The sequence below is a fragment of the Streptomyces sp. NBC_01429 genome (genome assembly GCF_036231945.1).
Taxonomy (GTDB): domain Bacteria; phylum Actinomycetota; class Actinomycetes; order Streptomycetales; family Streptomycetaceae; genus Streptomyces.
Genome location: NZ_CP109599.1, coordinates 3,216,775 through 3,228,938 on the forward strand (window position 1 = coordinate 3,216,775; position 12,164 = coordinate 3,228,938).

A 12,164-nucleotide genomic window follows, 5' to 3' on the forward strand; every position below is an offset into this window, starting at 1 on the left:
CGGACGCGGTGTCATCTAGTGCGACTCATCCGACGATCACTTCCTCATTCACACAGGGGTTTATCGGTTGATTCACTCCGTGATCGCGACGGAAATCACACAGGGTGTCCGCCCCAGCAGCGCTGCGGCGTCGCGGCGACGATGGCGATCTCCTCGTACTGGCGCTCGAAAGCGTCAAGAAATCGTTAAAGATTAGGTAAGGTAACGAAGTACCGGCTGCCGGAGAAACGATCCGGTGTGCGCGAGGGGAAGGATCGGCCGCTGACTGTCCACCATCTCAATGAACTTCTGCTGATCAGCTCCCTCGTCCTGCTGATCGCGGTCGCCGCCGTGCGGATCTCCTCGCGGAGCGGGCTTCCCAGCCTGCTCCTGTACCTCGGCATCGGGGTCGTCATAGGGCAGGACGGCCTGTTCCACGTGAAGTTCGACAACGTCGAGCTGACTCAGGTGATCGGCTACGCGGCTCTCGTGGTGATCCTGGCCGAAGGCGGTCTGGGCACCAAGTGGAAAGAAGTGAAACCCGCGCTGCCCGCGGCCGCCGCGCTGTCGACCGTGGGGGTCGGGATCAGCGTGGGCGTGACGGCCACGGCCGCGCACTATCTGATCGGCCTGGAGTGGCGGCAGGCACTGATCATCGGCGCGGTCGTCTCCTCGACGGACGCCGCCGCGGTCTTCTCCGTCCTGCGCAAGGTGCCGCTGCCGTCCCGGGTGACCGGGGCGCTGGAGGCCGAGTCCGGGTTCAATGACGCCCCCGTGGTGATCATGGTGGTCGCGCTCTCCGCCGCCGGGCCGGTCGAGCACTGGTACGTCCTGCTCGGCGAGATCACGCTGGAACTGGCGATCGGCGCCTGTATCGGGCTCGCGGTCGGCTGGGCCGGCGCCTTCGGGCTGCGGCGAGTGGCGCTGCCCGCCTCCGGGCTCTATCCGATCGCCGTGATGGCCATCGCCGTGGCGGCGTACGCCATCGGCGCCGCGGCCCACGGCAGTGGCTTCCTCGCCGTCTATCTGGCCTCGATGGTCCTGGGGAACTCCAAACTGCCGCACGCCCCGGCGAACCGCGGTTTCGCGGAAGGTCTCGGCTGGATCGCCCAGATCGGCATGTTCGTCCTGCTCGGACTGCTGGTGACACCGCACCAGCTGGGCGACGACTTCATGCCCGCGCTGATCGTCGGCCTCGTGCTGACCGTGGTGGCCAGGCCGCTGGCGGTGCTGGTCAGCCTGCTGCCCTTCCGCATCCCCTGGCAGGAACAGGCGCTGATGTCCTGGGCGGGGCTGCGCGGTGCGGTACCCATCATTCTGGCGACCATCCCGATGGTGTCGGGCATCGAGGGCAGTCTGCGGATCTTCAATATCGTCTTCCTCCTGGTCGTCGTCTACACGCTGATCCAGGGACCGACACTGCCCTGGCTGGCGAAGGCCCTGCGGCTCGGCTCGTCCACCGACACCGCGGATCTGGGCATCGAATCGGCGCCCCTGGAGCGGCTGCGCGGGCATCTCCTCTCCGTGGCGATCCCCGAAGGGTCGAAGATGCACGGCGTGGAGGTCGGGGAACTGCGGCTTCCGTCGGGATCCGCGGTGACCCTGGTCGTCCGGGACGACAAGAGCTTCGTGCCGCTGCCGGCGACGGTGCTGCGCCGCGGCGACGAGCTGCTGGTAGTGGCGACGGATCCAGTGCGGGACGCGGCGGAGCAGCGGCTGCGCGCCGTCGCCCAGGGCGGAAAGCTGGCCGGCTGGCTCGGAACGGGCCGCGGCAGGGGCGGCAGGGGTACGGGCGGGGGCAGCGGATCGGGTTCGGGGGCCGGTTCGGGTTCGGGAAGAGGCTCGGGGGTCGCCGGAAAGCTCTCGTAATCGGAGGCGAGGGCGGGAAGGACTCGGACCTTTCCCAGGCGGAGCGGCGGTCCGTGCCTGTACGATAAAGGCGCACCTGATCGAACCAACTCTGCCTGACGCAGTGCTGGCGCGACCCGTATGGCGGCCGTGGCGTTCCCCTGGTGGGCCCTGGCATCTACCGCAGTTACGCGCAAGAGGACAGCTCTCGGCCACGCCCGGCCTTCCGGGACGCGCGCTACCAGGCGGCAGAAAGGCAAGGACCGTGTCCCGCAACACGGTCAGCCGGGCCGACACGGCCGGCACCATCGAGAACCCCTCGGCGCCCCAGGAGCCCCGCCCCGGATACGGGCGGCTTCTGCGTACGCCCGGCGTCTGGTCCTTCCTGATCCCCGGCTTCGCCGCCAGACAGCCCTTCGCGATGCTGACGATCGGGATCGTGCTCCTGGTCCAGCACACCACCGGCTCGTACGGCAGCGCCGGCGCCGTCGCCGCGGTCACCGGCGTGTCCATGGCGCTCTTCGCCCCGCAGGGCGGAAAGCTCGCGGACCGGTTCGGACAGCGCGCGGTCCTGGTACCCGGCGTGCTGCTGCACACCGCGTCCGTGGCCGCCCTGATCACGCTCGCCCTGGCCGGCGCGCCACTGTGGGCCCTGTTCGTGGCCGCTGTCCCGACGGGTGCCTCCGTCCCGCAGATCGGCCCCATGGTCCGCTCCCGCTGGGCCGCGGTACTGGGCGGCGACCGGTCCGGTGCCAGAGCGGCTCTGCTGCCGACGGCCGCTGCCTTCGAATCCGTGACGGACGAGTTCACCTTCGTCATCGGGCCGGTGCTGGCGACCGCGCTGTGCACGGGCGTGCATCCGGCGGCCGGTCTGATCGCCGAGGGCGCGCTGACGCTGACCGGCGGGCTGCTCTTCGCCGCGCGTCGGAGCAGCCAGCCGCGGCCGGGACGGGACGGCGAGGGCGCCTCGGCGGAGCCGCGTACATCGGCGCTGTCCGTGCCGGGGGTGCGGGTGCTCGCCGTGGCCTTCCTGGGGATCGGTTCGGTCTTCGGGGGCATGCAGGTCTCCCTCACTGCGTTCGCCGAGGAGATGGGCAACCCCGGCGTGAACGGTCTGCTGTACGGGATCTTCGCGGCGGGCAACATGCTCGCCGGGATCGTGTGCGGAGCGCTCGCCTGGAAGATCGGGCCCAGGCGCAGGCTGCTGATCGGCTACTCCGCGCTGACACTGACCGCCTCCGCCCTCTGGGCGGTGCACTCGGTGCCGCTGCTCGCCGGTCTCGGGCTGCTGGTCGGCCTCTGCATCGCGCCCGCGCTGATCACGGGCTACACCCTGGTCGACTCGCTGGTGCCCGCGTCGGCCCGCACCGAGGCGTTCACCTGGCTGACCGGCGCGGTCGCGCTCGGACAGGCCGCGGCGGTCACCGTCGCCGGGCAGCTGGCCGACGCCTTCGGCTCGCGCGCCGGATTCGTGGTGCCCCTCGCGGGCACGGCACTGGCGTTGATCGTCCTGGTGGCGCTGCGTTCGCGGCTGTCCCCGAAGGCTCTGGGGCGGGTCGCCGCACGTGGGATGAGTCACCGCGTGCCGGTGGCAGTGGACTGATCGCGCGGAATACGTCACTATAGAGCGTCGTTAGCACTCATTGAGTGAGAGTGCCAGGAGGAGCAAGTGCCGACCTACCAGTACAAGTGCACCGAGTGCGGCGAGGGCCTAGAAGCGGTGCAGAAGTTCACCGATGACGCCCTCACTGTGTGCCCGAGTTGCGAGGGGCGCCTGAAGAAGGTGTTCTCCGCGGTCGGTGTCGTCTTCAAGGGCTCCGGGTTCTACCGCAACGACAGCCGTGGCTCGTCGTCGAGCAGTGCCCCCGCCACGACGAGCTCTTCGAGTGCGAAGCCGTCCTCGTCGTCCGAGTCCAAGGCCGGCGTGTCCGCCTCGTCCTCGGCTTCGGCTTCGGGCTCCGGGTCTTCCTCGGGTGGTTCGAGCACCGGGTCGAGTTCCGGCTCCGGCTCGTCGAGCGGCTCCAGCGGCCCTTCGGCTGCCTGACCGGACGCTCGGTACATCCCGAAGTTCTTCCTGCCTCATCTGTACGCCTTTCTTCGCCAGGGACCCCGTCGTATCCACGGTCGGGGTCCTTGGCGTGTCTCGGTGCGACGGCGGCTAGTGTGATCGGATGGCAAACGCAGAGATCGGCGTGATCGGTGGCTCGGGCTTCTACTCCTTCCTGGAGGACGTGACCGAGGTCAAGGTGGAGACCCCGTACGGGCCGCCCAGCGACTCCCTCTTCCTCGGCGAGATCGCAGGTCGTCGTGTGGCGTTCCTGCCCCGGCACGGACGCGCGCACGGTGTCGCCCCGCATCGCATCAACTACCGCGCCAACCTGTGGGCACTGCGTTCCGTCGGGGTGAAGCAGGTCCTGGGGCCGTGTGCCGTGGGCGGACTGCGGGCTGAGTACGGACCGGGCACGCTGCTCGTCCCCGACCAGCTCGTGGACCGTACGAAGACGCGCACCCAGACCTACTACGACGGCTTGCCGCTGCCGGACGGAAGCACCTCCAACGTCGTGCATATCTCGCTCGCAGATCCGTACTGCCCCGAGGGGCGGAAGACGGCTCTCGCCGCCGCGCGCGGGCAGGGCTGGGAGCCGGTGGACGGTGGAACGCTGGTGGTCATCGAGGGCCCCCGGTTCTCGACGCGGGCGGAGTCGCGGTGGCACGCCGCGATGGGATGGTCGGTGGTCGGGATGACCGGGCACCCCGAGGCCGTCCTCGCTCGTGAACTCGGTCTCTGCTACACCTCCATGAATCTCGTGACGGATCTGGACGCGGGGGCCGAGACCGGCGAGGGGGTCTCCCACGAGGAGGTCCTCAAGGTCTTCGCCTCCAATGTCGACCGGCTGCGCACCGTGCTCTTCGACGCGGTGGGCGGATTGCAGCCGAGCGAGACGCGGGACTGTCTGTGCTCGCATGCGCTGGACGGGATCGATACCGGGCTTCGACTGCCCTGATCACGAGTTGCCCCCTGCCCTCGCGAGCCATGCGCCGGAGATCCGGAATTCCGCCGGTACGGCCGTGAACCACTCGCGAGGGTGAGGGAGTTGTCCACAACCGGGAGCTGATCCACAGGCCGCGGCAGGATCGGGGCGGACCGTGGATCGTGAGGAGCGATCGCAACAGCTCCTCACGTCAGGTGGTGGTCGTCATGTCCCATGCCTTCGCCCATGATCCGTCCTCTCCTCCCCCTCCGCTCCCTTCTCCTTCCGCGTCTCCGCCGCCCCCGTTGCCGCCGTTTCCGCCCCTTCCCCCTCCGTCCGCGCCGGAGCCGCTCGGGGTGCCGCCGTTCGGCCCGCTGCGCCTGCGGGGATCCAAGCGGCGGTTGCGCCGGGCGCTGCTCAGGCGACGGCGGGCTACGGCTGCTGGGCTGGCGATGACGGCGGCGGCGCTGGCCGCCACCGGAGCGGGCGGCGCCGTCGGCGCGGCCGGGGCCGGTGGCGATGTCCGGGCGGAGGCCGCCGCTGGCGCCGTGGCGGCCGGCCCGCCGGCCGGACGGCGCCGGGCGCAGCGCCCCGCGGGCATGGTGTCCGCCCCCGTACGCATCGCGGACGCGGCGACGGTGCGGCTGCTGCGCCGGGGAGACCGGGTCGATGTCATCGCGGGGGTGGGAGGAGAGACCGAGGCGCGCGTGGTGGCCTCGTGCGCGCGAGTGGACGAGATCCCCGCGGCCCAGGAATCGGTGCCCGGCGGTGGGGCGCTGATCGTGCTGTCCGTGCCGCGCGACACCGCGGCGGCGCTGGCGGGCGCGAGTGCCTCAACACGGTTGGCGGTGACGGTGTGTTGAGCCGTTCCGCGCGCGGGCGCTCCGTGCTGAACGTGATCCGGTCCATCCGAACAGGCGATCTATGGCATCGCCTGATCGCGTACACGGATTGGACAGCGTGGGGACACGCTGCCGTAGGTTGCGCAGCGGATTGTCATTCCTACGGCACATGTGAAGAAAGGCTCACTCGTGAGCAAGGAGAAGGAGAGCGTGCTGGCGGGCTTCAAGGCCTTCCTGATGCGCGGCAACGTGATCGACCTCGCGGTCGCGGTTGTCATCGGCGCGGCGTTCACCAATGTCGTGAACTCGCTCGTCAAGGGCGTGATCAACCCGCTGGTCGGCGCCTTCGGTACGCAGGACCTGAATCAGTACAGTTCGTGCCTCCAGGCGCCGTGCAAGACGAAGAACGGCGAGGTGGCCGACGGCATCCCGATCATGTGGGGATCGGTGCTCAGCTCCGTCCTCACGTTCCTGATCACCGCGGCCGTCGTCTACTTCCTGATGGTGCTGCCGATGTCCAAGTACCTCGCCAGGCGGGCCAGGCTCCAGGCCGCCAAGGAAGAGGTGCAGGAGGTCATGGAGGTCAGCGAGTTGGAGGTCCTGAAGGAGATCAGGGACGCCCTCGTGGCTCAGCGCGGCGCCACCGGTCCGGGGCAGAACGGCCCCGGACAGAACGGCCCGGGTCCGAACGCGACCTGATTCCGGGCCCCGCTCGGCCGCTCGGCCGATGGTTCGCCGGGTGGCGGTGGGGTCAGATGTGGTGGGGCGGCTTCTCGTCGAGGAAGCGGGCGAGATCGGCGGCGCTGTCGCCGCTCGCGGCCGGCCGCTCTCCCCAGCCCCGGTCCGTGTCGTCCGAGGACGGCTGGTCCAGCGGGTCGTCGAAGATCAGCGCCGGAACGGGACGCGGCGGCTGGGGTTCGGAGGCGGTGCTCATACCTCCAGAGTACGGGCGCGCGCTTCATGGCGATCCGGTCAGGGCCCGCGGTCCCTGACCGGGCCGGGTCCGCCAGGCGTCGGGCTCGGGTGCGCGTGGTACGGATGGGCGTCATGAGCAATGACGCACTGACCGATGTTGCGGGACTGCGGGTCGGACACGCGCGGGTGGCCGGGCCCGGGGCACTGACCGGGACCACCGTCGTCCTCGCGCCGGAGGGCGGAGTGGTCGCCGCCGTGGATGTCCGGGGCGGTGGGCCGGCGACGCGGGAGACCGACGCTCTGGATCCGCGCAACATCGTCCAGCGGGTCGAGGCCGTCGTCCTTACGGGCGGCAGTTCGTTCGGGCTGGACTCCGCCTCGGGTGTGGCGGCGTGGCTGGAGGAGCGCGGGCGCGGGATACGGGTCGGTACCGCTCCCGGCCAGGTCGTGCCGGTGGTTCCGGCTGCGGGCCTCTTCGATCTGGGGCGCGGTGGCGACTGGCGGGCCCGGCCGGACGCGACGACCGGGCGGGCGGCTGTGGAGGCCGCCGCCGCGACGGCGAGCGGGGCACCGGTCGTGCGGGGCGCGGTGGGCGCCGGGACGGGCGCTCTCGCCGGACAGCTCAAGGGCGGGGTCGGCACGGCGAGTGCCCTGCTGGACAGCGGGGTGACCGTGGCCGCCCTGGTCGTGGTCAACGCGGCGGGCTCGGCAGTCGATCCGCTGACGGGCGTACTGTACGGACGCTACTTCAGCGGCCGTCCGGAGTATCCGGCGGCCGAGGTCCACGAGGCGGCCGGCAGACGCCTGGCCGAGTTGCGCGAGCTGAACGGTCCGGCGCCGCTCAACACCACGCTCGCCGTGGTCGCCACCGACGCCGAACTGTCCCGTGCCCAGGCGCAGAAGCTCGCGGGCACGGCGCACGACGGTATCGCGCGCGCCGTCCGTCCGGTGCATCTGCTCAACGACGGCGACACTGTTTTCGCGCTGTCGACCGGCCTGCACCCGCTCGACGAGAAGGGGCAACTCGCCCTCAACGAGGTGCTGGCGGCCGGTGCCGACGTGGTGACCAGGGCAATTGTCTCGGCCATGTGCGCGGCGCAGAGCGTGGACGGGCCGGGCGGTACGTTCCCTTCGTACCGTGATTTGTATGGGCTCGACTGAGGGGCGCGCCGGGCGAGTTGACCGGGGGCGTGGGGGAACTTCATGTACGCCCCCTTCGTTTTCCCAAACTTGGGACGCGATGTCAGCCCTAGGCGCTACGTTATGCAATCACCAAGTGACATGTGGCGACGGCCTGGAGACCCATCTTGAACGATCCCTACGAGACAACCGAGACGCACCTCGAGCGACTCCTGGGTCGGGCACTCAACTCCTTCGACCTGCCCGACGCAGTGGTCGACCGACTCGACCGTGCGCTGGCGCACGCCAGCTCGCTGTGTTCCGCGCACCACAGTGCGGGGCTGCACCGCGAGACGTACCGGCACACCTATCTGCTCGCTGATGGCAGCGCGCTCAGCCTCTGGGAGCTGGTGCACAACACCGGCCGGGACGGCGCGCGGCTGCACGAGCTGTACGCCGAGGAGTCCGGGGCTCAGCTCGCGGCGGCCCGCCTCTGCCGTCCCGGCAGCCCCGAGGCGCCGAGGCTGTCCGGCTTCGACGCCGAGTCCGGGGAGAACCGGGCGTTACCGGTGGACCCGGCCGGTCCGGAAGCCGTGTCCCCGGACGGGGAGCCGTCCATGGACGACCTCGCGGCCGGGCTGCTCTCGGAGCTGGAGTCGGAGCGCACGGCGGAGATCGACGCCCACCTCGCGCTGCTCCGCGCGCTGCGGGCCCTGCCCGCGCCGGCACCGGCTCCCCGGCACCGGATGTACTCCCCGGACAACTCCCCCGACCACGCCCGCCGGGTGCTGCGCCGGGCGGAGAACGACGACCGGCCGGGAGAGGAGACCGGGCTGCTGCTGAAGACGGCTTTCGCGCACCACATCACCCAGGTCTTCGGCCGGCAGTGCCAGGTCGAGGGCAAGGACGCCGGGTTCATGCTCTACGAGCACGCGTTCCTGCTGATCGACGGCAGCGAGACGAGCCTCTGGGAGGTCGAGCACACGGCGACACGGGACGGCCGTCATATGTGCGAGGTGTACGAGACGGAAAGCGCCGCGCGCGAAGCCATGGAGCTTCGCGCGCAGGTGAGATGAGCGGGTGAACGGGCGAGCGGGGTGGTGGTGAGGGAGTGCGACGGGTCGTACGGCCGCCAGGGGTGGCCGGCCGTACGACCCGGGGTGGACGCGCTCAGGCGGCCACCGGCACCTTGGCCTCCGTCGTGGCTCCGCCTTCGGTGGCGGCCTCGGATTCCCCGGCCTGGTCGGGACGGCCGGTCTTGCGGGCGCCCTTGAGCAGGATGACCAGTCCGGCGCTGACCGCCGTACCCGCCGCGATCGCGATCAGGTAGAGGAAGGGGTGGCCGATGAGGGGGATCACGAAGATGCCGCCGTGCGGAGCCCGCAGGGTGCACTCGAAGAGCATCGAGAGCGCGCCGGTGACCGCGCCGCCCGCCATGGCCGACGGGATGACGCGCAGCGGGTCGGCCGCGGCGAACGGGATCGCGCCCTCGGTGATGAAGGAGGCGCCGAGGACCCAGGCCGCCTTGCCGTTCTCCCGTTCGGTACGGGTGAACAGCTTGCCCCGCACCGTCGTGGCGAGCGCCATGGCCAGCGGGGGGACCATGCCCGCCGCCATCACGGCGGCCATGACCTTGAGACTGCCGTCGTTGGGGTTGGCGAGACCGCCGACCGCGAAGGCGTAGGCCACCTTGTTCAGCGGGCCGCCCAGGTCGAAGCACATCATCAGGCCGAGAATGACGCCGAGGATGATCGCGTTGGTGCCGGAGAGGCCGGACAGCCAGTCGGTCAGGGCCTTCTGGAGTTCGGCGATCGGCTTGCCGACCACCAGGAACATCAGGAAGCCGACGACCATGGAGGAGATCAGTGGAATCACGACCACCGGCATGATTCCGCGCAACGGCCCGGGCACGCGGACCCGTTGGATGGCCATCACCGTGCCACCGGCGATCAGACCGGCGGCCAGCCCGCCGAGGAAGCCCGCGTTGATGGTGAGGGCGATGGAGCCGCCGACGAAGCCGGGGACCAGACCCGGACGGTCGGCCATCCCGTAGGCGATGTAGCCAGCGAGGACCGGCACCAGGAAGCTGAAGGCCAGTCCACCGATCTGGAACAGCAACGCCGCCCAGCTGGTGTGGTCGCCCCAGGCGAAGTGCTCCGCCACGGAGGGGGCCTTGTCGACGGTGTAGCCGCCGATGGCGAAGCCGAGGGCGATGAGGAGCCCGCCCGCGGCCACGAAGGGAACCATGTAGCTGACCCCGGACATCAGCCACTTGCGGAGCTTGGTGCCATAGCCCTCACCGGGCTCCCCGGCGCCCTCGACCGGCGTGGTGTGGGCGCCCGCGGTGCCGGTCACCTCGCCGCGTGCGGCCTTGCCGCGCACTTCGGCGATCAGTTCGGCGGGCCGGTTGATGCCGGCCTTGACGCCGACGTCGACGGTGGGCTTTCCGGCGAAGCGTTCCTTCTCCCGTACGGGCACGTCGTGGGCGAAGATCACGGCGTCGGCGGCGGCGATCACGGCCGGGTCGAGCCGGTTGAAACCGGAGGATCCCTGCGGCTCGACGACCAGCTCGACGCCCGCCTGCTGCCCGGCCTGCTCCAGCGCCTCGGCGGCCATGTAGGTGTGGGCGATGCCCGTGGGGCAGGAGGTGACGGCGACGATACGGAAGACCTCGGACGCTGACGCGGACACGGGCTCGGGCGCCGGGGAGTCCACCACGGCCGCCGTGGCCGCCACGGCCGCCGCAGCGCCCTCCGGGGCGGCTCCCCCGGCCTCAGCGGCCTCCGGAGCGGCAGCGGCCTTCGGAGCCGCCTCGGAGGGCGTCTCCGGGGCCGTCCGAGGGCTCTCCTGGGTGGCCTCCTCGCCACGGATCAGCGCGGCGGCCGCCGAGGCGTCCGTCGCCGACCGCAGCGCCGTCGTGAACTCCTCGTTCATCAGCCGACGGGCCAGCGCCGAGAGGATCGTCAGATGCGCGTCGTCCGCCCCGGCCGGCGCGGCGATCAGGAAGATCAGGTCCGCCGGGCCGTCGGGAGCGCCGAAGTCGATGCCCCGCGCCGAGCGGCCGAAAGCGAGCGTCGGCTCGCTGACGTGCGCGCTGCGGCAGTGCGGGATGCCGATGCCACCGTCCAGGCCGGTCGGCATCTGCGCCTCGCGCGCCGCCACATCGGCCAGGAAGCCGTCCAGGTCGGTGACCCGGCCCAGGGTCACCATCCGTTCGGCCAGCGAGCGGGCCGCTGCTTCCTTGGTCTCGGCGGCCAGGTCGAGGTCGACCAGGTCCGCGGTGATCATCTCGCTCATCGCGGGCTCCTTTGCTCGCTTATCGCGCAGGTCAGAGGGGTGGTGGGGACAGCAGGAGAGGAACAGGAAGAGAAAGAGGAGGAAGAAGGAGAAGAGGAGGATTGGGAGCAGGAATGGGGGTGCGGGAGGGGAAGGCTCATGGGGCGGGCTCCGTGAGAAGGCGGTCCAGCGGTACATCCGCGGTCACCGTGACCGCCGACAGATCCAGATCCCCCGGCGACGGCATCACGCTGCCGGGCAGCTGTACGGCCGCCGCGCCGTGCGCGACGGCGGACGCGAGCGCCGCCGGGCCCTCGCCGCCCGCCGCCAGGAAGCCGGCGAGCGAGGCATCGCCCGCACCGACATTACTGCGGACCGAGGCGACCGTGGCGGAGCCGAAGTACGTCCCCTCCGCCGAGACCAGCAGCTGGCCGTCCGCCCCGAGACTGGCGAGGACGGATCCGGCGCCGTACGTCCGCAGCTCCTCCGCGGCCTTGACCGCGTCCCCCACCGTGGTGAGGGGGCGGCCGACGGCCTCGGCCAGTTCCTCGGCGTTCGGCTTGACGACGTCCGGGCGCTCGCGCAGCGCCGCCAGCAGCGAGGGCCCCGAGGTGTCGAGCGCGATCCTCGCCCCGGCGCGGTGGGCGCGGGCGACCAGCTCGGCGTACCACTCGGGGGCGAGGCCGCGCGGCAGGCTGCCGCAGCAGGCGATCCAGGTCGGCGTGGACGGCTCGGCGTCCGGAGAAGGCGCGTCCGGAGAAAACGCGTCCCCGGACGCGTCTTCTCCGGACGCGCCTCCCGGCCCGTCGGCCCGGGTGCCCGTCGCGTGGATCCGCTCACGGATCGTGGAGAGCAGCGCCTCCGACTCGGCGGCGGTCAGCTCCGGTCCGGGCGCGTTGATCTTGGTCAGGGTGCCGTCGGGTTCGGCCAGCGCGATGTTGGAGCGGGTCGCGCCCGCGACCGGCACCGGCACGACCTCGATGCCCTGCTCCGCGAGCAGCTCAGCGACGAGCGCGCCCGGAGCGCCGCCGAGGGGCAGAACGGCGACCGTGCGCCGCCCGGCCGCCGCGACGGCCCGCGAGACGTTGACGCCCTTGCCGCCCGGGTCCATGCGCTCGGCCGTGGCCCGCAGTACTTCGCCCCGGTCGAGCGCCGGGACCTCGTACGTACGGTCCAGGCTGGGGTTGGGGGTGACGGTGAGGATCATGCGGGC

11 protein-coding genes are annotated in these 12,164 nt (G+C 71.2%); 8 read left to right on the plus strand and 3 right to left on the minus strand.

What is annotated here, in order from left to right; translation table 11 throughout:
* The first annotated feature begins 261 nt into the window (after positions 1-261).
* From OG627_RS13640 to mscL, 6 genes are all read left to right on the plus strand, one after another.
* A complete protein-coding gene (locus OG627_RS13640; protein WP_329072631.1) occupies positions 262-1,848 on the plus strand; it encodes a potassium/proton antiporter in 1,587 nt (528 codons plus the stop codon).
* A gap of 286 nt (positions 1,849-2,134) precedes the next feature.
* The gene (locus OG627_RS13645) at positions 2,135-3,430 is read left to right on the plus strand and encodes an MFS transporter (RefSeq protein WP_329072632.1); all 1,296 of its coding nucleotides are present in this window, start codon (positions 2,135-2,137) and stop codon (positions 3,428-3,430) included.
* Between the two features lie 66 nt (positions 3,431-3,496).
* A complete protein-coding gene (locus OG627_RS13650) occupies positions 3,497-3,871 on the plus strand; it encodes an FmdB family zinc ribbon protein (protein WP_329064838.1) in 375 nt (124 codons plus the stop codon).
* A gap of 127 nt (positions 3,872-3,998) precedes the next feature.
* Positions 3,999-4,832, plus strand: coding sequence for an S-methyl-5'-thioadenosine phosphorylase (locus OG627_RS13655; protein WP_329064840.1), 834 nt, complete (start codon positions 3,999-4,001; stop codon positions 4,830-4,832).
* Between the two features lie 194 nt (positions 4,833-5,026).
* The gene (locus OG627_RS13660; protein WP_443073469.1) at positions 5,027-5,662 is read left to right on the plus strand and encodes a hypothetical protein; all 636 of its coding nucleotides are present in this window, start codon (positions 5,027-5,029) and stop codon (positions 5,660-5,662) included.
* Positions 5,663-5,830: 168 nt separating this feature from the next.
* Positions 5,831-6,340 carry a large conductance mechanosensitive channel protein MscL gene (gene mscL / locus OG627_RS13665; RefSeq protein WP_329064844.1) on the plus strand — a complete coding sequence of 170 codons (510 nt, stop codon included), beginning with the start codon at positions 5,831-5,833 and terminating at the stop codon, positions 6,338-6,340.
* A gap of 52 nt (positions 6,341-6,392) precedes the next feature.
* Here the strand turns inward: mscL and OG627_RS13670 are convergent, their stop codons facing one another.
* The gene (locus tag OG627_RS13670) at positions 6,393-6,575 is read right to left on the minus strand and encodes a hypothetical protein (protein WP_329064846.1); all 183 of its coding nucleotides are present in this window, start codon (positions 6,573-6,575) and stop codon (positions 6,393-6,395) included.
* Positions 6,576-6,688: 113 nt separating this feature from the next.
* Here OG627_RS13670 and OG627_RS13675 point away from each other — a divergent pair, with 113 nt between their 5' ends.
* Positions 6,689-7,717 carry a P1 family peptidase gene (locus OG627_RS13675; protein ID WP_329064848.1) on the plus strand — a complete coding sequence of 343 codons (1,029 nt, stop codon included), beginning with the start codon at positions 6,689-6,691 and terminating at the stop codon, positions 7,715-7,717.
* Positions 7,718-7,863: 146 nt separating this feature from the next.
* The gene (locus OG627_RS13680; RefSeq protein WP_329064850.1) at positions 7,864-8,751 is read left to right on the plus strand and encodes a DUF6227 family protein; all 888 of its coding nucleotides are present in this window, start codon (positions 7,864-7,866) and stop codon (positions 8,749-8,751) included.
* A 94-nt stretch (positions 8,752-8,845) separates the two neighbouring features.
* Here OG627_RS13680 and OG627_RS13685 read toward each other — a convergent pair whose 3' ends face one another.
* A complete protein-coding gene (locus OG627_RS13685) occupies positions 8,846-10,972 on the minus strand; it encodes a PTS fructose transporter subunit IIABC (RefSeq protein WP_329064852.1) in 2,127 nt (708 codons plus the stop codon).
* 136 nt (positions 10,973-11,108) lie between these two features.
* Entirely contained in the window at positions 11,109-12,158 is a 1,050-nt protein-coding gene (locus OG627_RS13690; protein WP_329064853.1) for a 1-phosphofructokinase family hexose kinase, read from the minus strand.
* Positions 12,159-12,164 lie beyond the last annotated feature (6 nt).

What these genes read in the sequence shown, in the direction of transcription:
- OG627_RS13655 (WP_329064840.1), top strand. Translation starts at nt 3,999, where the DNA reads ATGGCAAACGCAGAGATCGGCGTGATCGGTGGCTCGGGCTTCTACTCC.
- OG627_RS13660 (WP_443073469.1), top strand. Translation starts at nt 5,027, where the DNA reads ATGTCCCATGCCTTCGCCCATGATCCGTCCTCTCCTCCCCCTCCGCTC.
- OG627_RS13670 (WP_329064846.1), bottom strand. Translation starts at nt 6,575, where the DNA reads ATGAGCACCGCCTCCGAACCCCAGCCGCCGCGTCCCGTTCCGGCGCTG.
- OG627_RS13675 (WP_329064848.1), top strand. Translation starts at nt 6,689, where the DNA reads ATGAGCAATGACGCACTGACCGATGTTGCGGGACTGCGGGTCGGACAC.
- OG627_RS13685 (WP_329064852.1), bottom strand. Translation starts at nt 10,972, where the DNA reads ATGAGCGAGATGATCACCGCGGACCTGGTCGACCTCGACCTGGCCGCC.
- OG627_RS13690 (WP_329064853.1), bottom strand. Translation starts at nt 12,158, where the DNA reads ATGATCCTCACCGTCACCCCCAACCCCAGCCTGGACCGTACGTACGAG.